Origin of the sequence: Acinetobacter sp. ANC 3882, from assembly GCF_022549545.1 — a bacterium.
Classification (GTDB): domain Bacteria; phylum Pseudomonadota; class Gammaproteobacteria; order Pseudomonadales; family Moraxellaceae; genus Acinetobacter.
In genome coordinates, this window is the sequence record NZ_JAKZGB010000002.1 from 81,580 (window position 1) to 107,508 (window position 25,929).

General features: G+C 41.5%; 22 protein-coding genes. 16 read left to right on the forward strand and 6 right to left on the reverse strand.

Going from position 1 to position 25,929, the window contains the following annotated elements; translation table 11 throughout:
- The first annotated feature begins 111 nt into the window (after positions 1–111).
- Positions 112–939: an SDR family oxidoreductase gene (locus tag MMO42_RS05520; RefSeq protein WP_241319652.1), complete on the forward strand. Its 828-nt coding sequence runs from the start codon at positions 112–114 to the stop codon at positions 937–939.
- Positions 940–1,008: 69 nt separating this feature from the next.
- Here the strand turns inward: MMO42_RS05520 and MMO42_RS05525 are convergent, their stop codons facing one another.
- From MMO42_RS05525 to MMO42_RS05545, 5 genes are all read right to left on the reverse strand, one after another.
- Positions 1,009–2,376, reverse strand: a complete 1,368-nt coding sequence (locus MMO42_RS05525; RefSeq protein WP_241319653.1) for an MATE family efflux transporter — start codon at positions 2,374–2,376, stop codon at positions 1,009–1,011.
- Positions 2,377–2,481: 105 nt separating this feature from the next.
- Positions 2,482–3,636: a pyridoxal phosphate-dependent aminotransferase gene (locus MMO42_RS05530; protein ID WP_241319654.1), complete on the reverse strand. Its 1,155-nt coding sequence runs from the start codon at positions 3,634–3,636 to the stop codon at positions 2,482–2,484.
- Between the two features lie 261 nt (positions 3,637–3,897).
- Positions 3,898–5,205, reverse strand: a complete 1,308-nt coding sequence (locus tag MMO42_RS05535; protein ID WP_241319655.1) for a DUF445 domain-containing protein — start codon at positions 5,203–5,205, stop codon at positions 3,898–3,900.
- Between the two features lie 17 nt (positions 5,206–5,222).
- A complete protein-coding gene (locus MMO42_RS05540; protein WP_004776316.1) occupies positions 5,223–5,780 on the reverse strand; it encodes a hypothetical protein in 558 nt (185 codons plus the stop codon).
- A gap of 36 nt (positions 5,781–5,816) precedes the next feature.
- A complete protein-coding gene (locus MMO42_RS05545) occupies positions 5,817–6,356 on the reverse strand; it encodes a DUF924 family protein (RefSeq protein ID WP_241319656.1) in 540 nt (179 codons plus the stop codon).
- Positions 6,357–6,624: 268 nt separating this feature from the next.
- Between MMO42_RS05545 and gshA the strand changes: the two genes are divergently transcribed.
- From gshA to MMO42_RS05585, 8 genes are all read left to right on the forward strand, one after another.
- Positions 6,625–8,199 carry a glutamate--cysteine ligase gene (gshA, locus tag MMO42_RS05550; RefSeq protein ID WP_241319657.1) on the forward strand — a complete coding sequence of 525 codons (1,575 nt, stop codon included), beginning with the start codon at positions 6,625–6,627 and terminating at the stop codon, positions 8,197–8,199.
- Between the two features lie 18 nt (positions 8,200–8,217).
- The gene (locus tag MMO42_RS05555; protein WP_241319658.1) at positions 8,218–8,724 is read left to right on the forward strand and encodes a disulfide bond formation protein B; all 507 of its coding nucleotides are present in this window, start codon (positions 8,218–8,220) and stop codon (positions 8,722–8,724) included.
- A gap of 185 nt (positions 8,725–8,909) precedes the next feature.
- A complete protein-coding gene (locus tag MMO42_RS05560; protein WP_241319659.1) occupies positions 8,910–11,777 on the forward strand; it encodes a type VI secretion system Vgr family protein in 2,868 nt (955 codons plus the stop codon).
- On the forward strand, positions 11,774–13,525 hold the full coding sequence (locus tag MMO42_RS05565; protein WP_241319660.1) for a glycoside hydrolase family 19 protein: 1,752 nt from the start codon (positions 11,774–11,776) through the stop codon (positions 13,523–13,525). Before MMO42_RS05560 ends, MMO42_RS05565 begins: the two co-directional genes overlap by 4 nt.
- On the forward strand, positions 13,522–13,917 hold the full coding sequence (locus MMO42_RS05570) for a hypothetical protein (protein ID WP_241319661.1): 396 nt from the start codon (positions 13,522–13,524) through the stop codon (positions 13,915–13,917). Before MMO42_RS05565 ends, MMO42_RS05570 begins: the two co-directional genes overlap by 4 nt.
- Before the next feature lie 129 nt (positions 13,918–14,046).
- Positions 14,047–14,643 carry a hypothetical protein gene (locus MMO42_RS05575; RefSeq protein WP_241319662.1) on the forward strand — a complete coding sequence of 199 codons (597 nt, stop codon included), beginning with the start codon at positions 14,047–14,049 and terminating at the stop codon, positions 14,641–14,643.
- Positions 14,644–14,668: 25 nt separating this feature from the next.
- On the forward strand, positions 14,669–15,196 hold the full coding sequence (locus MMO42_RS05580) for a hypothetical protein (RefSeq protein ID WP_241319663.1): 528 nt from the start codon (positions 14,669–14,671) through the stop codon (positions 15,194–15,196).
- A 50-nt stretch (positions 15,197–15,246) separates the two neighbouring features.
- A complete protein-coding gene (locus MMO42_RS05585) occupies positions 15,247–15,795 on the forward strand; it encodes a hypothetical protein (protein ID WP_241319915.1) in 549 nt (182 codons plus the stop codon).
- A 53-nt stretch (positions 15,796–15,848) separates the two neighbouring features.
- Here the strand turns inward: MMO42_RS05585 and MMO42_RS05590 are convergent, their stop codons facing one another.
- Positions 15,849–17,195 carry a hypothetical protein gene (locus tag MMO42_RS05590; protein ID WP_005297614.1) on the reverse strand — a complete coding sequence of 449 codons (1,347 nt, stop codon included), beginning with the start codon at positions 17,193–17,195 and terminating at the stop codon, positions 15,849–15,851.
- A gap of 262 nt (positions 17,196–17,457) precedes the next feature.
- Here MMO42_RS05590 and MMO42_RS05595 point away from each other — a divergent pair, with 262 nt between their 5' ends.
- The 7 genes from MMO42_RS05595 to urtE all read left to right on the forward strand — a co-directional run bounded on the left by MMO42_RS05595 (position 17,458) and on the right by urtE (position 25,806).
- Positions 17,458–18,048 carry a YqiA/YcfP family alpha/beta fold hydrolase gene (locus tag MMO42_RS05595; protein ID WP_032877725.1) on the forward strand — a complete coding sequence of 197 codons (591 nt, stop codon included), beginning with the start codon at positions 17,458–17,460 and terminating at the stop codon, positions 18,046–18,048.
- Positions 18,049–18,062: 14 nt separating this feature from the next.
- Complete coding sequence (parE, locus tag MMO42_RS05600) at positions 18,063–19,946, forward strand: DNA topoisomerase IV subunit B (RefSeq protein ID WP_005297610.1); 1,884 nt, start codon at positions 18,063–18,065, stop codon at positions 19,944–19,946.
- Positions 19,947–20,205: 259 nt separating this feature from the next.
- Positions 20,206–21,486: an urea ABC transporter substrate-binding protein gene (gene urtA / locus MMO42_RS05605; RefSeq protein ID WP_241319664.1), complete on the forward strand. Its 1,281-nt coding sequence runs from the start codon at positions 20,206–20,208 to the stop codon at positions 21,484–21,486.
- Between the two features lie 86 nt (positions 21,487–21,572).
- A complete protein-coding gene (gene urtB / locus MMO42_RS05610; RefSeq protein WP_241319665.1) occupies positions 21,573–23,195 on the forward strand; it encodes an urea ABC transporter permease subunit UrtB in 1,623 nt (540 codons plus the stop codon).
- A gap of 4 nt (positions 23,196–23,199) precedes the next feature.
- On the forward strand, positions 23,200–24,270 hold the full coding sequence (urtC, locus tag MMO42_RS05615; protein WP_241319666.1) for an urea ABC transporter permease subunit UrtC: 1,071 nt from the start codon (positions 23,200–23,202) through the stop codon (positions 24,268–24,270).
- On the forward strand, positions 24,271–25,098 hold the full coding sequence (urtD, locus tag MMO42_RS05620) for an urea ABC transporter ATP-binding protein UrtD (RefSeq protein ID WP_005297601.1): 828 nt from the start codon (positions 24,271–24,273) through the stop codon (positions 25,096–25,098). It abuts the gene before it with no gap.
- Between the two features lie 9 nt (positions 25,099–25,107).
- Positions 25,108–25,806, forward strand: coding sequence for an urea ABC transporter ATP-binding subunit UrtE (gene urtE / locus MMO42_RS05625; protein WP_241319667.1), 699 nt, complete (start codon positions 25,108–25,110; stop codon positions 25,804–25,806).
- Positions 25,807–25,929: the final 123 nt, after the last annotated feature.

A 25,929-nucleotide genomic window follows, 5' to 3' on the forward strand; every position in this document is an offset into this window, starting at 1 on the left:
CCAGTGTACTATATTGACAACCTGTATTGTCAAAATTATATTGGTTACAGGTTAAGCAGCACATGATTGGGGCGAATCTGTGCAGATCATTCGTAATACAAAGGATAGGCAATGAAAAATTTTAAAAATAAAGTCGCAGCGATCACCGGCGCAGGTTCTGGGATTGGACAACAATTAGCTGTTTTATTGGCTAAACAAGGCTGTCATTTGTCATTGAGTGATATCAATGAAAAAGGCTTGAACCAAACCGTTGAATTAGTGAAGCAGTATCCAGTCACCGTAACCACCAAAGTACTTGATGTTTCAAACCGTGATGCGGTGAAACAGTGGGCGCAGGAGACTGTACAAGATCATGGTTCAGTCAATTTGATCTTCAACAATGCAGGTGTAGCATTAGGTTCAACTGTTGAAGGTGCAAGCTACGAAGATTTAGAGTGGATCGTTGGAATTAACTTCTGGGGTGTGGTGTATGGCACCAAAGAATTCCTGCCATTTATCAAACAAACCAAAGATGGTCATATCATCAACATCTCCAGTATTTTTGGTTTAACGTCACAACCAACTCAATCCGCGTATAACGCAACCAAATTTGCGGTACGTGGTTTTACCGAATCATTGCGTCAAGAGTTGGATATTGAGAAGGGCGGTGTCAGCTCACTCTGTGTTCACCCAGGCGGGATTCGTACCAATATCGCCAAAGCAGCAAAAATGAATGATAGCTTGAAAAGCTTGGGTATGGATCCAAACAAATCGATCAAGCAATTCGATAAATTCTTGCGTACGCCACCAGAAGAAGCAGCACGTCAGATTTTAAATGCAGTTTTGAAAGACAAACGCCGTTTATTGATTGGAACAGATGCACGTATCGTGGATTCGTTCCAGCGTTTATTCCCGACGGGTTATCAACGTATTGCAGCGATTGCAACTAAAATGATGTAAGACCTAACAACAATAAAAAAGCCATTCGATTGAGAATGGCTTTTTTATTGGAGGATGATCAAAGAAATGTTAAATAAGGACTTTGATCTTGGTTTTTTTCCAGAAGAACTGATAATAAAACGCTTGGAAGATACATAGACTCACAAAGGAAAGTGCGTAAGCAATCCAGATGCCTGTTAAGCCCCAAAGTGAGCTAAACCAGTAGGCGCAAGGGACTTCGATCAGAAGAATGGTCAAAATATTGATCACCATGGGAATATTGACCGCACCACTGGCTCGCATGATTGATGCAAAAATGGCACTTGCCCCAAAGAATACAATCGACCATAGCACGATAAATAACAGTTGTTGGCCCAATTCAATCACACTGTGATCGGTAATAAACAGTGCCATGAGATATTTTGAGAACAAATAAGCTAAGGTAATCAGACTCCCTGTAAATAAGAAATTCATCCCCAAAGCAGTACGCGTTACTTTTGCCAATAACTCAGGCTTACCTGCGCCAATGGCTTGCGCTGCAAAAATAGAAGCGGCAATCGAAATTGACAGCGCTGGAAACTGAATATAGTTCAGCACTTGATTGACTGCACCATAGGCTGCGGTGGCATGCGCCCCATAATGGTTAATCAAGCCGATAATCACCAGACCTGCCAATGACGTAGTGACCATCTGAATGCCAGTCGGAATCCCGAGTTTTAAAATTAATTTACTGAGCTCTGCATCATGGCGAACATGTTGCAGCAATAGACGGTCAATTTTCAGCGGATGATTTTTATAGTTCAGATAAATCGCTAAGAAAATCAGCACGGCAGCATAACCGAGAATAGTTGCAATCGCAGGTGCCACAATGCCTAAAGCAGGAAAACCAAAATAGCCTTTCAGTAACACGGGCGTCACGCCTAGACCGATCAAGCTGGTAAGGCTTAGTGCAATCAATGGTGTCACACTATCGCCAACACCACGCAAGATCGAGGTATAAATAATATAAACGAATAGCAAGGGGCTACCGGCCAGCATCCATTGCACATAAGGCAAAGACAGATGCATCACTTTAGGGTCTGTACCCAGCAATTCCAGAATATGTTTGGCAAAGGTCAAACCCAATACCGCAATAATGCTGCCGCCAATCAAGGTCATAAATACGGTAGAACCAATGACAGCACGGACTTTTTCCAGATTTTGCGCACCCCATGCCTGTCCAATCAACACCGTGGAGCCGGCAGAAATTCCAATCACAAAGGCCAATAAAAAGAATAGGATAGGAAAGAATACTGAAACGGCAGCAATCGCATCGACGCCCATCATTTGACCGACAAAGATGGTATTAATGGTGCCCGACAGGTTTTGTAAAATATTGGTTGCGATCAATGGAACAAGAAAAACAAAAAAGGTTTTCCAGAGATTTGGTTGCATCACCAAAGGTTGGCGTGGTGTCATTCAATTTCCTTCACGCTTCATCCTGAAACGTCTATGTTTTCTTCAACATACCATTATCGGTATCTGTTGTGTTGAAGTCATGATTGTTCAGTTTATTTTTGTTGATCAACACTGTACGAGGATTTCACCCGCACGTTGCAATGTTTGATCAGTCTTGGCAAAGCAGAATCGAATCAATCGTAATGACTCAGGCGCGTGTTGATAAAACACTGAAATTGGAATCGCTACGATTTTGTGTTGTTCCGCAAGGAATTGGCACATATCGATATCATTCAAATCAGGACGAATATTGCTGTAATCCAGATTTTGGAAATAGGTGCCTTGGGAGGGGATGAAGTTAAAACGTGAGTTTTGAATCTGGGCATTGAATAAGTCACGTTTTGCTTGGTAAAAGTTCGGTAGCTCCTGAATATGCTCAGGATGCTGCTGCATATAATTGGCAAGTGCAATTTGACAAGGTGTGGTACCACAGAAATTGGCAAATTGATAAATCTGACGGAATAGACGCATGAGCTGCGGTGAGGCAACACAATAGCCTGTTTTCCAGCCTGTGACATGGTAGGTTTTGCCGAAAGAACCAATCACAAAACTACGTTCACGTAATTCAGGGAATTGCAGCGCGCTATAGTGTTTTTGTCCATCAAAAATCAGATGTTCATAGACTTCATCGGACAACACCACAATATTTTTATCTTGAATCAGTTCAATCAGTTGACGCCAGTCCTGTTCAGACCAAATGGCACCTGTAGGATTGTGTGGTGTGTTGACAATAATCATGCGGGTTTTCGCATTGATGCTGTCTTTTACCTTTTGCCAATTCACCTGAAAGCTGGGTGCTTCCAAATGGATATGAACTGATTTCCCACCTGCCAGCTGTACCGCAGGTGCATAGCTGTCATAGCTTGGGTCAAAGATAATCACTTCATCACCTGCATGGATACAGGCTTGAATCGCACAGAAAATCGCAATGGTTGCGCCGGGGGTAATGGTGATTTCGGTGACAGGGTCAAGTTGTAGCTGGTCGCGTTGTAAAAATTGTGTGGCCAGTTGCTGTCTTAATGCCAGTACACCATCGCCAGCAGGATATTGGTTATAACCTGAAAGTGTGGCTTGACTGAGGGCTTCCAGTAGCGCAGGTGGGGCTGGGAAATCGGGGAAGCCTTGGGATAGGTTCAGGGCATTCAGTCGTTGTGCGAGTTCAGTCATCACGCTAAAGATGGTAACGCCTTGGCTTGGGAGTTTTGACTGAAGTTGCAACATTGGATGTCCTTTTTAATATCTCATTTCTTTTGTACGATGATTCTGCACAGCCTCGTATGCTGTGAGGAATTATATGTAATTTGCGTAGGCATGTTTTACTTTTCAAGGATGAAAAGTAACAAAAATCCTTTGTAGTGCTGATGGCCCGTCCCTGAGGCCGCAGCACTACGGGCGGCATCCATGCCGCCATCACGATAGCTGATTCTGACTTAAATTTAACAAGAGAAATTTAGGGTAAGATTCGCTTAATGCGTGATTGATTTACAAAACATTTTCAACAATGGCACGAATTACACCCAGTGCTAAACCAATAAAGGCACCGACAATTACCCCATTTACGCGGATCATATGCAAATCACCGCCGACTTCGCTCTCAATTTTGGCGATCATTTCACGTGAATCCCATTCATGAATACGTTCACTGATATAACGAATAATCTTGTCGCTGTATTGCTCACTGAAATTGGTCGCTAAGCCGACCATCTTTTCATTCAATACATGACGTACTTTTTCATTTTGAATCAGGCTTTCACCCAGTTGCTGTATCGCCGCCTGTAAATTTGTGGCAATGCCTGAATCTTCCTGCATTAAATCGGTCTTGATGGCATCACATAGAATCGCCACAGCACCACTAATAAAGTTCAACACTTGCGGGCTATCGAGTAACGCATCTTTGCCACGATTCAAACGTTGGCTGGCTTCACTGTCGGTTTCTGCCAGTTGGAGCATCAGTGAATGCGTGGTTGCTTCGATGTCTTGACGCCACGGATGTTCAGGATTGGCCAGCATGGATTCAACTTTTTCAATCAAGGAGTCAATGGTACGTTGCTGTACATCGATACCGATCCAGCTTGCACCCTTGGCAAGTTTCCAGACACCAAGCTCTTGAAACAGTTTACGTGATAAATCGCGTGCTTCTTCAGGATGAGACACCATCCATTCATGCGCTAAATCCAGTCCACGTTGTAACACATCTTGGTGGAAATCGTTTTCCAGCACAGCACGCAGCATTTCACTGGCCAATTTATTGACCTTGGTACTTCTGACCCATTGCACACTGTTATTTTGAACAAAGTGTGCAATTTGATCTTGGCTAACAAATTCAAAAATTCTTGGCACGGTGTGCTGAATCATCTGCACCACATGTTGATTGTTTTTTGGATTGGCCAACCATTGACCCACCGCCAAACTGATATCGGCATTTTCTAAACTACGTTCAACCACTTGTGGTGATAAAAAATTTTCCTGTACAAAGCGGCCCATCGATTCGGCAATACGTGCCTTATTGCGAGGGATAATTTCAGTGTGATCACGCAATAGTTTGGGGAGTGGCATTCTGCCGAAAGGATTGCGAAATAATACGGTGACTGCATACCAATCGGCTAAACCACCGACCACACCTGCTTCTGCGCCTAACATGAAAATATGGATGAGCCATTTATATTCAGGAAGAAAATGTGCCGCGACCATTAAAGCAATCCATGACACCACTGCAATAATCAGTGCCATGGTGGCGAAGTATTTACTTCTTTGTAAGCTTGGGACGTGGATTTCTTCGACTGAACTCATTGAGCCATCCTTTTAATTTACTTTTTGTTTTGAGGTGGTGCAGGTGGCTGCAACACTTCTCCTGTCGGACTCAGGCCATATTTAGGGCCTAAGGATTGCAAAATCAGTTGCGCATCAAAGGCATCTGGTGATTGCTGCTGGGTCTTGAAACATTCGATAGTATACGACACTTGGATTGGATCAATATTGACCACTTGTGGGGTATCGTAGAATGGATCAGGCCAAAAGGCTGGATGACGACGGTAATAGCCATAAGGGTAATACGACGGTGTTGGATAAATCACAGCCTGACGTGGTGCTTTATGACGGGCATTACTTGGATCATCCACCACACTAAAATAGCGGAAACCATTTTTTACTGTTGTTTGTGCTGCTTTGAGCAGGGTAATTTCTTCAGCTGTACCATAACTCAAATTATTATCGGCTTGGAAACCGACACGGTAAGTTTTGTTATTTAACGGATAAGCGGTGAATTGACCGAGTTGGTCAAAGGTTCTGGGTTTGGACGGAACCGTTGCACATCCTGCAAATGTCAGTGCGACAAGGAGCGGTGTGCATATTAATAAAGATTTCATATGCTTTTCCTATGTTCAGTGTCGAGGGAGATCGACTTAAAAACTACTATTCGGTTGTGTTAAAAATTCCAGTTCATCCGCTGTGGAGTTACGCCCTAAAATTGCGTTACGATGCGGATAACGTCCAAAGCGATCAATAATCACTTTATGCTTTTTCTCAAAGTTTAGGTTAATTTCATTGCCCAAACGTTGAAACAGTTTTAGTGCAAATTCATGTATCTGTTTAGATTCGCTGTGCATAAAGGGCATATATAAGAATGAGCGCTGTTCAGGGCTCAGTTGCGCATCGAGCTGTAAGCTAATCGCTTCTTGTGAAAGTGCCAGTGCAAGACTGTCGTAAGCAAAAGCCTGTGCTTGGTCTCGGTATAAGTTTCGAGAGAATTGATCAAGCACAATAATTTCAGCTAAACGACCTTCAGGCGTTTGACGCCACGACCATAACTCTGCTTGGGCTGCCTGATGATGAATATCTGCAAATGATTCGCGGATTTTTGCGTCAAATTCATCACTTTTGGCAAACCAGAGTGAATGATGATTAGGGTCAAACCAAAAATTAAGAATGTCTTGCGCTTGCATGGGCGAGTATCCAGTGGAAGATTTATTTTTAAATAAAATCACAATTTCAGCGTGTCTTATGTAACAAGATTGTGATAAAAATTGCCAAACTAAACAGGGGTTTCTGTCACAGGCATTTATGAAATGTGAACAGACCCTAGATGACTAGATCGTAATTGTCGTTATAATTGGCTGAGTCGAAGGGATTGGCATGTCATCATGTCTGTAGAATCGACGGAGTCGCTACCATGAATTTGGTCGGCTGATCTTGAACAAGCGAGCATATAATATGAATCAACCCAGCCTTACCTCCTCTGTGATACCAACTTGGGTAGATGCCTCGCTATTAAAGGGGATGTTACGCGGGATCGAGCGTGAAAGCTTACGCATGCAAAGTAATGGATTTTTATCACAAAAAAATCATCCAGAAGCTTTAGGTTCAGCGTTAACACATCCACATATCACTACAGACTATTCTGAAGCGTTGATGGAGTTTATCACCACCCCACAAAGCACCATTGCGGCTGCGCTGAATGAATTGAGTGATATTCACAGTATCGTGCATCAGCAGTTGGAAGAGGGTGAGCGCCTATGGCCGTTGTCTATGCCCTGTATGCTGGACGATAACGAAGAAAATATTAAACTTGCCCAGTACGGTAGCTCTAATATCGGTCGTTTTAAAACCCTTTACCGCCGTGGTTTGGGTGTGCGTTATGGTCGCCGGATGCAGACTATTTCAGGGGTTCATTATAATTTATCTTTCCCTGACCAATTATTTGCAGCATTACAGCAACATGAGACCAATCAAGAATTAAAACAGCTCAGTTTGCAAGATTATCGTAGCCATCGTTATTTTGGTTTGATCCGAAACTTTATTCGTTTAATTCCTTTAGTCATGTATATGTTGGGTGCAAGTCCTTCGGTATGTCGCTGTTTTTTAACAGGTCGTGAACATCATTTACAGCCGTTGGTTAAAGGGACCTTATACCTGCCAGAAGCAACTGCATTGCGTATGGGGCGTTTGGGTTATCAAAACTCAGCGCAAAAGGAACTCGGCATTCATTACAACGATTTGCATGATTATTTAGATGGCCTGCAAAAAGCGGTACACACACCTTATGCAGCATTTACCGATTTAGGCCTGAATGATGAACAGGGCGAGCCAATTCAGATTAATGATCATGTACTTCAGATTGAAAATGAATACTACAGCTTAGTTCGCCCAAAACAGGTGCCGCAAGCAGGTGAAACACCTTCACAAGCCTTAAAGAATCGTGGTGTGGGTTATGTAGAGTTGCGTGCAGTCGATGTGAATCCATACAGTGCGATCGGTATTGATGAAATCTCGGCAGGCTTTCTCGAAAGTTTGGCCTTGTACTGTTTACTCAAAGACAGCCCAGATTTATTTGCAGAAGAACAAGAGCAGATTGATCATAACCAAACGGAAGTGGTTAATCGTGGCCGTGCGGCAGATGCTAAAATTGCAGTAGGTCAAAATACCGTATCATTGCAAGATTGGGCGCAGGGTCATTTAGATGCAATTCAGAACTGTGCTGTGTTGTTGGATCAAATGGACGGCACGCAGCTATACCAAGATGCGATTCAAATCATGCAACAGCGTTTAAATCATGTGGAAGACACCCTGTCTGCCCATGTGATTGATGATACGTTAAAGCACAGTGGTACATGGAATTTTGGTAGTGTGATGGCACAGCAACATGTCGATCACTATGATCAACATCCACTCAGTGAAGAACGTAAACAATATTTTGCACAATTGGCGCATACTTCGTTGCAAAAACAGGCGCAACTTGAACAAGATAACGACATGAGTTTTGAACAATATCTTGCACAATATCGCTAAAATTTTAGAGGACTTCCCATGCGATGGAATTACCGCTTAGTTAGTGCATTACTGGTACTGACCAGCATCATTGGTATCTCATTTGCGTTGTATTTAGAGCATGTGCAAGGTTTAGATCCTTGTCCATTGTGTATTTTCCAACGCTTGGGCTTAATTGGAATGGGGCTTATTGCGCTCATTGCATTTATCCATAACCCAGTTTCTAGTGCATTTAAACGTTTTTATGCCTTGTTGGCGACTTTATCGATTGGCTGGTCCGTTGGTGTGGCGGCACGTCATGTCTGGTTGCAAAGTTTACCACCAGATAAAGTCCCAAGCTGTGGACCTGGTTTAGATTATTTGGTCGATGCATTACCGATGAAAACCGTGCTGCAAGAAGTGCTTTCGGGTTCTGGTGAGTGTGCGGTTGTGGATTGGACTTTTTTAGGTCAGTCGTTACCTGTTTGGTCTTTGCTTTATTTCAGTTTAATTTTGCTGATTTGCTTATGGCAACTTTTTAGAAATTATAACCTTACTCAAAAATAAAAGAATAGTTTTTGAGTTAACTGTTGAAACCCGAAATATGGATTTATATTTCGGGTTTTTATTTATTAAAATTTAAAATAATAAACATAATAGGACAATTTTATAATAATAGACCGATTATTATAGACAGTTAAATTTATTTTTATATAAAGTGCAATCGATCCCTTTATTTAATGATTATAAAAATGCTTTTTAATATATTTAATGTATTAGAAAAAATAGGGCTAAATGCACAAAAACGTATTATCCACGTACAATTTTCTAATGAATTACTGAATAAGCAAATTTTCTTACAACGCATACAAGGTCAGCATCAACTCAATGTGGGTTTGGAAGCTGAGCTCATCTGCCTGTCGACCAATGCCCAGATTCCTCTCAAACAATTTATTGGGGCTCAGGTTGCGGTTGATCAGGTCACCGATTCAGGGCAACTGTTTCGCACCACGGGGATTGTGACTGAGGCCAGTTATGGGCAAAGCGATGGCGCATTAACTCTGTATAAGCTGACGTTCAAAGATGCGACTCATTTATGGCATAAACGCCGTAATAGCCGTGTGTTTATGAATAAAAGCATCCTGGAAATCACTGAAGTTTTATTTAAGGAATGGCAGCAAAGAAGCCCACTTTTTGCGGCAAGTTTGAGTCTGGATCTGAATGGTTTAAGCCAGAATTATGATATACGGCCCTTTGTAATGGGTCATAATGAATCTGACTATGCTTTTTTGACACGTTTATGGCGGAGTGAAGGCATCAGTTGGCTGATTGATGAAGCTGAACTTTTTGTACCGCATTCGAGTACGCCTATAAAAGCTCAGAAGCTAAGATTAATTGATGATAATAGCCAGTATCAGGCTCTGGCTCGACGTAGCATGCGTTATCACAGCAGTAGTGCGACAGAATTTCACGATAGCATTACTGGTTTTGTGGCGGTGCGAAGCCTGCAACCCACAGCGGTGCATCTACAACGCTGGCAGCCCGACACCTTGGCACAAGAGGAAGGCCTAGGTTCAGTCGTCACCAGCCATAACCATTCGGACGGTTTCGACTCTGCCAGTTTAGGTCTTGAGCAGGCATGGCATATCAGTCCTGCATGGATGCAAGACTTAAAGGGTGAAGACCAAGCATCGGCTTCTGGAAATCGTCAGTTAGAAAAACTGAATCAGCAATTCAATGACATGTATGCCAGTCAAGCCAAATATTTTAAAGCTTATAGTACGGTGCGGGATAGCCAAGTCGGTTATTGGTTTAATCTGAGGGAACATCCTGAAATTGATCAGCATGAAGGGGCTGATCAAGAGTTCCTGATTATTGCCAAGCATTTCTATAATCAAAATAATTTACCAAAAGATCTACAGCAACAGCTGAGTCAGCTGTTAAGTCAGAGTCATTGGGATCAACGTGGCTATGACGACCCGGAGCGTCAGCGTAATGAACTTACTTTGAGCCGCCGTCAGATCAAAATCACCCCTGAATATGATCCAGAGCTGCATCGTCCAATTGCTTACCCGCAACGCGCCAAAGTGGTTGGGCCTGAAGGGGAAACCATTTATGTAGATGAATGGGGACGGATCAAGGTGCGCTTTCTGTTTACCCGTAGTGATGATCATGGGCATGATGGTGGTGCAGGTAGCAATGACAATGACACCGACTCCGCATGGGTTGATGTCCTCACACCTTGGGCAGGAGAAGGCTATGGCGCACGTTTCTTGCCACGGATTGGTGAGGTGGTGGTCATCGACTTTTTTGATGGCAATATTGACCGCCCTCTTGTGCTAGGGCGAATCCATGAAGCACAACGTGCACCCACCAAGTTTGATGTCAAAGGACAACTCCCAGATACCAAAAAACTGAGTGGTATACGCAGTCAGGAAGTTAATGGCAATGGTTTTAACCAGTTACGCTTTGATGATACGACAGGACAAATCAGTACCCAGTTACAAAGTAGTCATGCCGCAACACAGCTGAATTTAGGTATCTTAAGCCATCCGAAAGAACAGGAAACCAGTCAGGGCCGTGGTGAAGGCTTTGAGCTGAGAACCGATGCTTGGGGCGCAGTGCGGGCAGGAAAAGGCTTGCTTGTTAGTAGTCAAAAGCAGGATCAGGCGAAAGGAGAACAGCTTGATGCACAGGCGGCTAAGCAACAGTTACAAGCTAATCAAAATAATGCCAAGGCACTCAGTAAAGTTGCTCAACATCAGCAGAGCGATGAAATTGAATCATTAGAACAATTAAAAGAATTCGCTGCACAGATTGAAGAAAAGATAGCTAAATTTAATAAGGCGATGCTTTTACTCTGCTCACCCAACGGTATTGGTCTAAGCAGTAATGAAGATATTCAGATTTCTGCGGACGGACAAATTAATCAGTTTGCGGGTGATAGTGTCAATTTTAGTACGCAACAAAATTTGATTATCCATGCTCAGAATAGAATCAGCTTATTTGCCGCACAACGTGGAATGAAGCAGGTTGCAGCGAAAGGAAAATTTGAAGTACAGACCCATTCCGATGGAATTGATTTACTTGCAAAGGGCAACATTCAGATTACTTCGACTGAAGATACGATTTATATCACCAGCCCGAAAGAAATTTTATTTACTGCAGGCAATTCACAACTCAAGCTCAATGGCTCTGGTATCTTTCCGACCACAGGGGGCAAGTTTGAGGTGAAGGCAGGGCAGCATGTGTTTCAAGGTGGGGCGAATGTTGTTGTCCCTAAAATAAGTCTGCCGACTGTAAAAGCATTGTTTAGCCATCAGATTAACTATAACTGGCATCTAAAATCTGAAGGAAAAAAAGAGATTTTTGTTATAGATCAGAAGAGTAATCGCTTAATAAAAACAAAAAAGGATCAACTTGATTCTGAAAATAAGATTAGTTCATTAAGGTTCCATACACCGCAAGCAACAGACTTTACCGCACTCATTTTTAATTCGGATATTCCATGGCTAAAGCAGGATGTACCTGACAGTGAAAATATTGATGAACTGTTAGAAGAGGCACTTTTGGATGAAGAAAGTGATGAGGTGTATACGGAAGAGGATTCTGAGCAATGAGCAATTTAGTTACCATTACAGCTAAATTCTATGATAAATCAGGAAACCATTTTAGTAATTTGGATGTTCAGTCTAGATATCAAGGTTCTTCTAAAGCCAATACTCAAAAGACTGATTCTAAAGGCTTATTTGTATTTCAGGCTTCACCCAATAGAACAGTGGAGATACTCGCAAAACCGCCTAATCAAAAAGAATATAGCGTATTTAAAACTATAAATTCTTCGGCATCTTCATCAGAAGAAAATCCTATAAAAGTCCAACTGCCTAAAACCATTGATGAATATCAACAGATCAAACAGCCTACATCTACGAAAGGGATTGTGAGTACCTTTTTTAAGGTGGTGGATAGTCAAGGGAAAATTATGAAGAATTTTCCTGTCCAATCTAGACCGAAAGGTAAAGGCAATTCACCAGATAAACTCACTGATGATCAGGGGATTGTTGAGGTGAAGTCTTCACCTCATCGAGATATCGAAGTTTTGGTGCTGACATCGAATGATCAATTTGTTTTAAAAAGTTCAATAAACTCTGGTAGCGGAGGTTCACAACCGATTCTGATTAAATTAGATGAACCTTATGCAAAATTTTTAAGTCAGTCGATGATTAAAATCTTAGATCGAGATGGAAGCGACTACATTGTAGAAAAAACCAATGTAGAAATGTTAATCGTAGAGAGTGACAACAAGCAGTTGTATAGCATCTCCAATGGGAAGTTAGCTCTACAAAGCATGGTAGGGCAAAAACTTGAATTTACTGTGTATAAACCTGATGGCAAACCATTGAAACCACAGCCGTACATGGCGACACGAATTAAAAATAATCCTGCTGAGTTATATCTGGATGTGGATGTAACTAAAGGGACTACGGCACCTAATGATCCAGAGATTAATAGGGTAATAGAAAGTGAATTATGTACTTGTAACCGAGATATCACTATTGAGGAGTTTAAAAAAATAATCAATACATCAAAAGCATTAAGTTTTTTAAAAGACTTAAATGAACAGTTTAAAAAACTTGAGATGAATAATTGTTTAGAAAAAGCACATTTTATAGCTCACACGTTACATGAAACTGCAGGTTATTCATTAATGGAGGAAGGGCTGGGAGGGAAATCAGAAAGTTCTGTGTATGATGGCTATAAAGGTCGAGGTTTAATGCAACTTACATATAAAAAGAACTATGAAGGGTATGGTAATGCAGTGAAGGAGAACTTTCTTGATGAAAATAAACACAAAATTGCTAAAGATCGGCAGCATGCTGTTGGTTCAGCTGTGTGGTATTGGCATCATTCCAAAGCTGGAAACTTAACACCTCATGCTTTAAAGAATGATCTTATTACAACATGTGCTCTAATTAATGGTGGATATAATGGTTTTAATGAAAGAGAAAAGTATTATAAAAAAGCTGTTTCGGCATTTAATATAAAAGAATGTCAAAATTTAGAGAGTACCATTAAAAATACACTAGATAATTATACTGATTTTAATGACAGTTATATTTATAGAAATAAAGTTGGCGAGTGTTTTGGTTGGGGACTCTGGAACGATCCTCAAGGAAATAAGGAGGGCAAGACAAAGGATCCAAATGAGGCTAAAAAAGGATATAAACGGTTTCTTGAATTAGTTGAAGGGAAAGACTTCCCATTTGGATATGAATACAAAAATAAACAAAAAATAGGTAGAAAACGGTATGGTTACTCTATTGATAGTGCTAAAAATCTTGCTTCAAGAAGAGTGAAAGAACTATGAGAATCTATTTAGGTATGTGTCTGGGATTATTAACGATATCAACGTATGCAAATAATGATTTTTTTTGTTTAGTAAATAGCAGTCAGAAAATAGTTTTATTAGTTCCTGCAAGCTATCCAAATATTGCTAAAGTTCAATATTACCCATATCTTAAAGATATAAAACTATCTAAACCTATAAAAACCTATGATGTTGATATGGGAGAGGCTGCTAAGCCTGAAGTTTATAGAGTTATGAATGAGGTTTTTGGTAATAAAATAACTGGTAATTATACATTTATGTCACAAGGTTATTTGATTTATAAGGCCACTTATGTAAATAAAAAAAATAATAAAAAAACTAATTTTTTTAGAGAGCATGAATTGGTTTTAAAAGGTGTTAATTGCTTATAATTTTTTTACATTTAGTATGATTGTGTTTAAATTTTTGCAGACTCTCAAAATCTTAGATATAGAGTTGATAAATATATGGTTATAAATAGTAATTTCATTAAATAAATTACTCAGCGTAAGAGATAGCCAATGAGAAGTTTTTCTTTATCCCTCATGTTTTTATCACTTTTATTTTTGAGCAATGTATCATACGGCTCTGAACCAAATAATGCAGAAATTTTATATACATCTTGTTATAGCTATAATGAGTGTGATTTTACGCCCACACCAATCAAGATTGGTAATATTATTGGAAAAATTATATATGCCCATTCTAATAGTCCAAAAGATGGTCTAAATAGTATTAAAATTTCATTTATTGATACTCAAAAAGAAGCACGGCCAATCACTATTCATAAATTTTTACAAGATGGGAGTTTTTATCCTATTATAGAGGCCGTTGGTGGATATACATCTCTAGACGGTGCAAAAAAAATTATAGTTGTAATAACATCAAAGGATATTTATGGTAAATCATTAGCTGAATTTAAAGGGAAAAATTATGAAATTTATATAGCTGATTTATATGCAAATAAAAATAAAAAAATTCAGATAAAAGAAGATAAGACGTCATTGAAAGGTGTTCGACAGGGGCAGGTTGGAAAATGGGAAGATGGAGAAGTTGAGCGGTTCAAATTTACAACTATAAATATAATAAAAGAAGAGCTAAAGAAAGAAGGTTTATGACTAGGAATATTGGAGTTGAACTAAGATGAAAGAAAATCCTCTTATTATGCTCTTCATTGTTTCATCATTAGTATATTCTCCGAATGTACTTGCAAAAGATCAATGTCATATACAAGAAGTCATAGATTTAAGTATTTTAAAGAAAAATGATTACAAATTTTATAATTATACCTGTGAGTCTGATAGTGGTTTATACTTAAAAAGTTATATTGGAAGCCCAAAAAATAAAGTATTTGTTGGAGAGTATTCTGATTTTGCTGCTAAAGAAAGTCCTGAGCTTTTAGCTGTTAGTGTTTATAAGGCAAAGACAAAAAAGCCACCGTTGTTGATTACACTTAATTCGGCATCTTATTGTTGTACTCCCCAAATGGAAGGTAGGATGTATCAAGTAAACCTTTATCAAATGAGATTACCTAATAGTATGATTTTGAAAAATATAACAAATATTTTGGGTGCTAATGCAGAAGGTTTTGATGGTAAAGTTGAAGGTAGAGTCCATTATAATTATAAGACTATAGCTGAAATCAAAAAATGGTTAGATAAAAATTATTAATTAAAATATATGGATTTTTAGTTTTTAAAATGATTATGAAAGGAATGATGATGCCTTATTGTTATAAAAAATATACCTATATTCTAGGTTTGGTCAGCCTAAGTCTCTTAGCTTCTTCCTGTAGCAATGCGCCGGAAAAGAAACATGAAATTTTCTATCAAAGCCAAATAAAAAAAGGCTCGTCAAATCCTGTAAAGTTAAAAAATGATGATGGCTTCCTGATCACTTCTCTTCCTTATAACTCAAATGCACATCTTAACTGTATTTTATCGGCACAAAGAATGAACTGCGGCTCAATCAATTTGATTGATAGTGTTCGTCTAATCAAAGTTTATAACTTTATTAACCCAAGTTATGGCGATTCCGTTGTTTTTCCACAAACAAGTGATGGTGTTCTATTCATCGCCTCAGCTTCTTCAAGCGAGAGTGGACGTCCAGAAATACATCTTAGCTCAGTGAATAAATTAGGCTTAGTTAAGAGCATTACCTTAGACGCATCTAAAAATATTGTAATTAATCAAAAATATGAGATTTTATATAAAGAAAATGGGAAAGATTTAAAACTGAAACTAAATGAACAAGGTGACTTTGTTAAATAAAGGCTTTCATAAATTGAAAAAGCTCAGCTAGAACTTAGCTGAGCTTACTTATTTTAGGTTTCAACAATACCTTCTAAATCATCAAAGGTATAATTGTTCGGGACATTGATCAGATGCGTTTGTACACCTGCCTCAACTTTCTCTCCCGCATCTGGATACAACCAGCGGGTGATCTGCTCAGCGACACTCGAGTGATACTGAATTTCAAAGTGATTGAGACCATAGAAAACCGCTTTATGCGTATCAGGTAACTTCAGTTGGAAACGTGGATTCTGGTGTTCGCCTAAAGCACTTTTCACACTGACTAGATAATCCCCAATCACAGAAAGTGCTTTATTGCGTAACTTTTCAAACTCTAAAGTTCCTGCAATCAGAAAGGTATTGATATGTGATGGCAGAGGAGCTGGTTTACGATTGTCATCGGCGAAGCCAATACGTGCATCATTATGTTCCCAGTCATCATCACGAACACTACCATAGCGTAGATCGAGTATGCCGTTACTGCGAACATTCACCAATTGACCAAGCAGGTTGATAAACGGAAATCCACCGAGTTTGTCCTGCAATACAAAACCAAAGCGTTCGAGCACTGCACCATGATGTGGCGAACCAATACACACCAGATTTTCGACCATATGTACCCATTGATACAGATTTTGTTTGCCATAGAACAGTGCGCTTCGAGAAACCAGGCCACCCATACTGTGTCCGATCAGATCGATACTGGTGATCCGCGGATTGCGTTGCACCAAATCTTCTAGGGTATTGGCAAAACTACGGCCATTGGCTGAGATTCGGCGCCCTGTGTTGTAATTCAGATACAACATGGTGTTGTTATCACGTTGCGCAAGCAGACGCTCACCAATCCCGCCATAACGATGATTTGACCACGTCAGATGATTCATACATAAACCATGCGCAAGAATCACTACACGACCTGTGAGTTCACCTTGTTGTAATGACCCATAGTGATCATAAAGCACCATTGGCAAGGCCATAGGATTGTGTTGCTTTAAAAAGAAATCACCAAAGATCCCATTTAGCGCGCCCACCACGAAATGCAATGTGGGTGTGAGTGGTTTGTCATGTAAGACGGGAAATTTCTCAATAATGCGGCGCAAATTCGGCGCAAGAAAATGGCTGCCGTACTTCTGTAGCGCGACATAAGAAAACTGATAGAACTTTTGCAGTTGCGGGTGCTTTTGTAATTGTTTGGCTTTTTGTGCACTTAAACCGAGCGTTGTCCTTAACACCTCTGTTTGTACCACTTGCACCAATTCGTGTACCCCACTTAAGCTGGTACTGACGAGTTGTGCCAAACCTTCCAAAACATCTGCCTGACTCGGTGGCGTGCGATCCCACTTACAATACGTTTCATGCAGAGGCGTTAAACTTGGCATATTGATTTCCCCATCCTTGATATATACCGAAGGTTTGAAGTGATTTTTCTGAATATTGTTTAGATAAACTACAACAAACTCTTACATCTTATGTCTTTCATACGTAATTTTTTTAGAATACTGATGAACGGAGTACAGTATCGTTTTTTATGTCCGACAATATCGAGCTTAAATGTAATTTATATTGTTATTTGTTTAACTATTAATCAAAATAATGTGATTTATTTCACTTTATGTCAAGTCATTGCCTATTTTGGTGCGTATGCAAATTATCTACTTACACGGTTTTCGAAGCAGCCCGATGTCAATAAAGGGGCAACAGTTGCAACAATATTGTGCACAGTATGATCATATTCAGGTGCATTTACCCGATTTAAATCGTACGCCCGATCAAGTCCTTATACAACTTTCTCAGCTTATCGAAAATTTTCAACATGATCATGTTGTTTTGGTGGGGAGCAGTTTAGGTGGCTTTTATACGACGTATCTTGTCGCGAAATATGCTTGTCCAGCTGTACTGATCAATCCTGCTATGCAACCATGGCGGTTATTCGAAGATTTATTCGGGATTGAGCAAATCCCGCTCAAAGTCACGGAATCATGGACACTTGATGCCGATCAATTGCAGCAATTACAATCGATTGCTGACACGAAGCTCAATCATGCTGATAAAATTCTAGTGCTTTTGCAACAAGGCGACGAAGTCTTGGATTATCGCGAAGCTCAACGCTATTATAGTGCAGTTCATCCATCATCATTGATTTTAACTGACGCAGATGGTAATCATGCAATGGATGATTTTGAAGAAAAATTACCTTTAATTCTCGAATTTTTATCGGCAGCTATCCAATAAGGAAGTCAGAACAAGTGACACAATACACGGCACAATCCCTTGAAGTTCTTTCTGGTTTAGATCCTGTCCGCCGTCGACCAGGCATGTATACCGATACCTCGCGGCCAAACCATTTGGCACAGGAAGTCATTGATAATGCAGTCGATGAAGCACTTGCGGGTCACGCCAATCAAATTTGTGTCACCGTATATGAAGATGGTTCGTTGTCAGTCGAAGATAATGGGCGAGGGATGCCTGTCGATATTCACCCTGAATATGGGCAAAGTGGTATCGAAATTATTTTGACCAAACTACATGCTGGTGGCAAATTCAGTACCGATAACTATCAGTTCTCAGGTGGTTTGCACGGGGTTGGGATTTCAGTCGTCAATGCGTTATCGACCCGAGTTGAAGTGGCAGTACAGCGTCAAGGTAATCTTTATCAAATGGCCTTTGAACAAGGTGAGCCCGTTGCGCCATTGTCGGTTTTGGAAGGAAAGGTAGCAAAGCGTGCTACAGGGACTACCGTTCGTTTCTGGCCTGAAACCAAATATTTTGATAGCCCTAAATTTGCGCTTAAAGCCCTCAAACATAATTTAAAAGCCAAGGCTGTTTTAGCTGCGGGTTTAAAAATTATTTATCTAGATAAAATTAATAACGAAAAAATTGAATGGCAGTTTGAAAATGGTCTAGTCGACTATTTGATGGATGAACTGCAAGACCGAGAAATTCTACCTGATCCTGCTTTCGTGAGCAGTGGGCAAGCAGACCGAGCGGCATGTGAATTTGCGATTTGCTGGAATGTTGAAGGTGGCGAGCAGATTCAGGAAAGTTATGTCAACCTGATTCCAACCGCCCAAGGCGGAACGCATGTGAATGGTTTACGTTCAGGTGTGACCGAAGCACTGCGTGAGTTCTGTGAGTTACGTAGCTTATTGCCACGTAATGTAAAGCTTTCTGCGGAAGATGTTTGGGATGGCGTAAATTTCATTCTATCGCTGAAATTCCAAGAACCTCAATTCTCAGGACAAACCAAAGAACGGTTATCAAGCCGTGAAGCCTCTAATATCGTGTTGAATATTGCTAAAGATGCTTTTGCATTATGGTTAAACCAACATGCTGAAATTGCGACACAGCTGGCTGAGATGGCAATTGCCAAAGCAGGACGTCGTCTCAAAGCTGCGAAAAAAGTAGAACGTAAGAAGATCGTGGCAGGTCCAGCATTACCTGGCAAATTAGCCGATTGTGTCGGTCTAACCCGTGAAGACAGTGAATTATTTATTGTCGAAGGGGATTCTGCTGGGGGAAGTGCCAAGCAAGCACGCGACAAGAATTTCCAAGCGATTATGCCGATTCGCGGAAAAATCTTAAATACGTGGGAAGTATCTTCAGATGAAGTATTGGCTTCACAAGAAGTACATGACATTGCCATTGCGATTGGTGTCGACCCAGGCAGTGATGATTTGTCTGAATTACGCTACGGTAAAGTCTGTATTTTGGCCGATGCGGACTCGGATGGTTTACATATTGCGACTTTGTTATGTGCACTATTTGTGAAACATTTTCCAGCCTTAGTTGAAGAAGGTCATCTGTTCGTAGCTATGCCACCGCTTTATCGTATTGATATCGGTAAAGACGTGTATTACGCACTGGATGATGATGAGCTTGAAAGCATTTTGAAAAAGGTGAAGGGCAATAAGAACCCGCAAATCACACGATTCAAAGGGCTGGGTGAGATGAACGCCAGTCAGTTGCGTGAAACTACGATGGATCCGAATACACGTCGTTTGGTGCAATTAGACTTGGATGATGCGCATTTAACCGCAGGTTTATTGGATAAATTGCTGGCGAAGAAGCGTTCAGCTGATCGTAAACATTGGCTAGAGCAAAAAGGCAATTTAGCGGATATTACCGTTTAAGTTCCTTATATCCTGATTGAATTAAAGCCAAGCGTCAGCTTGGCTTTTTCTTTGCTCAAAGTGTGTCTATCTGAAATGAACACATTTGCATCATTTTAGGTCAGGACGTATTTTTTGTATGCAATGTTGTATACAAGATTTAATAATCAAGACCTAAATTTTATTTAAATCAATTAAAAACAATAGCTTGTTGTGTTGGCACAGAAATTGAATAACTCCACCCAGTAAAAATCACAATATCGATGGGTGGAGAAACAAGATGCAAAATAAATTGATGTCGATGTCTGTACTGATGGCAGCCATGATGGGGATCGGTCTGGTCGGTTGTTCAAAGCCAGCGGAAAAAACAGAACAAACAAAAACAGAAGCCAAGACTGCACCTGCAACAAGTGGTGACACCATTAAAGTCGGAATTCTGCATTCACTTTCAGGCACCATGGCGATTTCTGAAACATCGCTGAAAGACACGGCCTTGATGACTATCAATGAAATTAATGCCAATGGCGGGGTATTGGGTAAAAAATTAGAACCTGTGATTGTCGATCCTGCTTCGGATTGGCCGCTGTTTGCAGAAAAAGCACGTCAGTTGATTACCCAAGATAAAGTAGCGGTTATTTTTGGCTGCTGGACATCTGTTTCGCGTAAATCTGTTCTACCTGTGGTCGAAGAACTAAATGGCTTGTTGTTCTATCCGGTGCAATATGAAGGCCAAGAGCAATCTAAAAACATCTTCTATACCGGTGCTGCACCCAACCAACAAGCGATTCCTGCGGTTGAATATTTGATGGGTGATGAAGGTGGTAAAGCTGAGCGCTTTGTGTTGCTTGGAACGGACTATGTCTATCCACGGACCACCAATAAAATTCTTCGTGCCTTCTTGAAGTCTAAAGGCATCGCTGATGCTGACATCATGGAGGAATATACGCCATTTGGTCATAGCAATTATCAAACCATTGTTTCCAATATTAAAAAATTCTCTGCTGGTAAAAAGACTGCGGTGATCTCGACCATCAATGGTGATTCTAACGTACCGTTCTATCGTGAATTGGGCAACCAAGGCATTAAGGCATCTGATATTCCAGTCATGGCCTTCTCGGTGGGTGAGGAAGAGTTGCGTGGTATAGATACCAAACCCTTGGTCGGTCATTTAGCGTCATGGAACTATTTCATGTCGGTGAAGAATCCTAAAAACACCGAGTTTGTGAATAAATTCAAACAATATGCGGTCGAATACAAACTGCCAAATGCTGACAAAGTGGTGACCAATGATCCAATGGAAGCGACTTATGTGGGCATCAATATGTGGAAGCAAGCCGTTGAAAAAGCAGGGTCTACTGAGGTGGATAAAGTTCGTGATGCCATGGCAGGTCAAACCTTTGCTGCACCATCTGGCTACACGCTCAAAATGGATGAAACCAATCACCACTTGCATAAGCCAGTGATGATTGGGCAAATCCGTGGTGATGGCCAATTTGATGTGGTCTACAAAACACCGCAAACCATCAAGGCGGAACCTTGGAGTCCATATATTCCTAAATAATTTTTCTTCAGCCTGTTGTTTCAGCAGCAGGCTTTTCATTCTGTTTTTTGTTTGATCAATTTAAACCACAAAATAAGGGGAGTTCTATGGCGAAACACTATGTTTTGGCACTACTCTGCATCATGGCACAACTGATGTTTAGTCCAGCATGGGCAGAGGCCACATCCACAGCAACCGTGACGTCTACAGCTTCTCAAGATGCCATTCAAACTTTCGTAAAAGCTGATTTTGCCACACGTCGTGCCATGCTCAATCAATGGCCTGCCAGTATTGAACAATTGGATCAATTGGTGGCGTATATCGATGACAATGAGCTGTATACCGATAGTGCGGGCAATACCTATTTGCTGAAAAATGATGACAAACTATTCAGCTACCCTGCACAGCAAGCACTGGAGCAATGGCCTGCGGATTTATCCCAAGTGACTTTGGTCAATACTTTACGTAAGGCACTGAATTTTGGGCAAGCCAAAGCTAAACTCAGCTCCAATGATGCATCACAGCGATTAGCCGCTGTCGATATCTTAGAAAATAATTTGGCCGAGTTAGATTTGGCCACCATCAAACAACTCTACCTGCATGAAAAAAATGATCAGGTCAAAGCACGGTTGGCGCAACTTAAAGCGCGGTTGGATTTTAACAGTGCCGATGAGTTCACCAAGCTTGAAGCCGTGAGAATATTGGCAGATTCAAATCGTCCTGATGTATTCGCGCTCATCACGCAGACTTTAGAGCAGCCCCAAACCAATCCTGCATTGAAGGCAGCTCTGCTGGATGCACAAAATAAAATTAAAACCCGTTTGCAAATCAGTGAATGGTCGGGTCATGTATTTTCAGGTTTAAGTACTGCCAGCATTTTATTACTTGCTGCGCTAGGACTCGCAATCACTTATGGTCTGCTTGGCGTGATTAATATGGCGCATGGCGAACTCATCATGATCGGTGCCTATACCACTTATGTGATGCAAAGCTTCTTTAAAACCTATTTTGCTGGACTGGTAGATTGGTATTTGGTGGCTGCGATTCCTGCTGCTTTTCTGGTCAGTGCCTTGATTGGGATGTTGATTGAGCGCACCGTCATTCGTCCGTTATATGGTCGTCAATTAGAAACCTTACTCGCTACTTTTGGGGTGAGTCTAATTCTGATGCAATTGGTACGCATGGTCTTTGGTGCACAGAATGTCGAAGTCTCTAATGTGAGCTGGTTGAGTGGCGGGATTGCGGTTACGCCAAGCCTGATGCTGCCATATAACCGTATTGCCATTATTGCGTTTACCGTTGCTGTGTTATTGCTATTGGTGTTCTTACTCAATAAAACCCGCTTTGGTTTATTTGTTCGTGCGGTCACGCAAAACCGTCAAATGGCGCGTGCTGTTGGCATTCGATCTGCGCGTATTGACATGATGGCTTTTGGCCTCGGTTCTGGCTTGGCAGGTTTAGCAGGCTGTGCCTTGGCACAAGTGGGTAATGTCGGGCCTGATCTCGGTCAGAATTACATTATTGATGCCTTCCTTGTCGTCGTTGTCGGTGGTGTTGGTCAAGTGTGGGGTGCCGTACTTGCAGCACTCGGACTGGGCATCAGTGGAACGGTGCTGGAAATTGGTTTAGGTGCGGTTTTAGCAAAAATTATTCTCTTGGTTCTTGTGATTTTGTTTATCCAAAAGCGTCCACAAGGTTTGTTTGCCATCAAAGGCCGTTTTGTGGAGTAAGCCAATGAAAATAACTTCTGTGTTCGCAGATAAACCGTATAGCGCTGTCGCAATTGCCTGCTGTTTTGCAGTGTTGCTGTTGTTGCCTTGGTTGCATTTGCTGTCTCCAGACTCTGCATTTTACCTATCCGCTTATTGGATTACCTTAATTGGCAAGATCATGTGTTTGGCTTTGGTCGCCTTGGCTCTGGATTTGGTGTGGGGCTATGCAGGGATTCTGAGTTTGGGGCATGGTTTGTATTTTGCCTTAGGTGGTTATGCGTTTGGGATGTATCTGGTGCGTCAATCTGCAGGCGATGGACTCCCTGATTTTATGCGCTTCCTGAGCTGGACCGAGTTGCCGTGGTATTGGGTCGGGACGGAGCATTTTGCTTGGGCCTTAGCCTTGGTGGTGCTGGTCCCTGGTCTGATCGCGTTTATTTTTGGATTTTTTGCCTTTCGCTCCAAAATCAAAGGCGTGTATTTCTCCATTATTACCCAAGCCATGACCTTTGCCGCAGCGTTATTGTTTTTCCGCAATGAAACTGGCTTTGGGGGCAATAATGGTTTTACTGGCTTTAAAACCATTTTGGGTTTTGATATCACCTCCGCATCAATGCGTGCCACGCTGTGTTTTGTTACCGCACTGGTGTTGATGCTGTGCTTTATTGGCTTGCGACAACTGATGAATCGTCCTTATGGTCGAGTATTGGGAGCCATTCGCGACAGTGAAAATCGCTTGCAATATCTGGGTTATCGCACGCTGTGGTACAAGCTGTCGGCATGGGTTTTGTCTGCGGTGATCGCGGGTATTGCTGGCGCGTTGTATGTGCCACAGGCGGGCATCATTAATCCGAGTGAAATGAATCCCGTCAACTCGATTGAAATGGCGGTGTGGGTGGCTGCGGGTGGACGTGGCACTCTGATTGGGCCAATTCTTGGAGCAGGTCTAATTAATGCAGTGAAAACCTACTTTACAGTGGCTGCACCAGAAGCATGGTTGTTGATCTTAGGGGCACTCTTCATTGTGGTGACTTTATTCCTGCCAAAAGGTGTGATTGGCCTATTTGACCGTTTTAAAAAGGAGCGCGACTAAATGAGTGATGTATTAATTGACTCAGCTCAACATGGCGGTCAACTCGGTGAAGGGTATGGACGTGCCAAACCACAAGGGGCTGACTTTAGTCATGGCATTGCCTTATATCTGGAAAAAGTCAGCGTTTGGTTTGATTCATTTCGGGCTTTGAATGATCTGTCTCTCTATATTGCTGAGGGTGAGTTACGTTGCATTATCGGGCCGAATGGCGCAGGGAAAACCACCTTGATGGATGTGATTACAGGTAAAACCCGTCCGACCACTGGCACGGCATTTTTTGGGCAAAACTATGATTTAGCCAAAATGAGTACCGAGCAAATTGCCGAGGCAGGTATCGGTCGCAAATTCCAAAAACCAACGGTATTTGAAAATTTTACTGTGATGGAAAATCTGCTACTGGCTGCGCCAAGAGATAAACGAGTGAAAAAAAGCTTATTTTCTCGTTTAGATCCAGAAGCGCAGTTGGCTTTGGATGAAACATTGGAACAAATTCGTTTAAAGGAATTTGTACAGAAGCCAGCAGGTTTGCTGTCGCATGGACAAAAGCAGTGGCTGGAAATCGGTATGCTGTTGATGCAACGACCAAAGCTGATTTTACTGGATGAGCCTGTCGCCGGTATGACCGATGCTGAAACTGAGCGTACTGCTGAACTCTGCCTTGAACTGAAAAAAAATCATACCCTTGTGGTGGTTGAGCATGACATGAGTTTTATTGACACCATCAGTGAAAAAGTCACGGTCTTGGCACAAGGTGCGATCTTGGCAGAAGGCACATTGGCAGAAGTTCAGGCCAATGAAGATGTGATTGAAAAGTATTTAGGACGCTAGGAGACGCACATGTTAGAAGTGAAACAAATTAATCAGTTCTATGGTGGCAGTCATATTCTACGTGATGTGTCCTTTCATGCACCTGTAGGTGAGTGTAGTGTAGTTTTGGGGCGTAATGGGGTGGGTAAAACCACCTTGCTGAAGTGCTTGATGGGCATTCTGCCGATTAAATCAGGGCAAATCCTGCTCGATGGTAAAGACATTGCCAAAATGTCTCCTGAGCAACGGGTGCGTGCCGGTTTGGCCTATGTACCACAGGGGCGAGATATTTTTTCGACCTTGACCGTGGAAGAAAATATTTTAATCGGGATGGCCAAGTTTTCGGGTGCTAAGACCCGTAAAGTACCGAGTCATTTATATGAAATTTTTCCTGTATTAGATGAAATGAAGCATCGCCGTGGCGGTGATTTATCTGGCGGTCAACAACAGCAACTTGCGATCGCTCGAGCTTTAGCTTCAGAGCCGAGCGTATTGATTTTGGATGAACCCACCGAAGGCATTCAGCCTTCGATTATTAAAGATATTGGTCGGGTGATTCGTAAACTGGCTGATCAGGGCGAGATGGCGATTGTCTTGGTCGAGCAGTTTTATGATTTTGCTGAAGAGCTTGCGGATAATTATACGGTGATGGCTCGTGGGCAGGTGATTGCGCAAGGGCGGGGTGAGGATATGCCTGGGAAGGGGATTCGGGAGTTGGTGGCGATTTAATATCCATCTCTACATATCTCATTTTACTATTTAGAAAAGTAGATATTAAAAAATGATTATTTTTACGGAGTCATACCAAGAAGTCTTCTAATGTCTAAATAAGCCTTCGGCTGGAGTTACTTT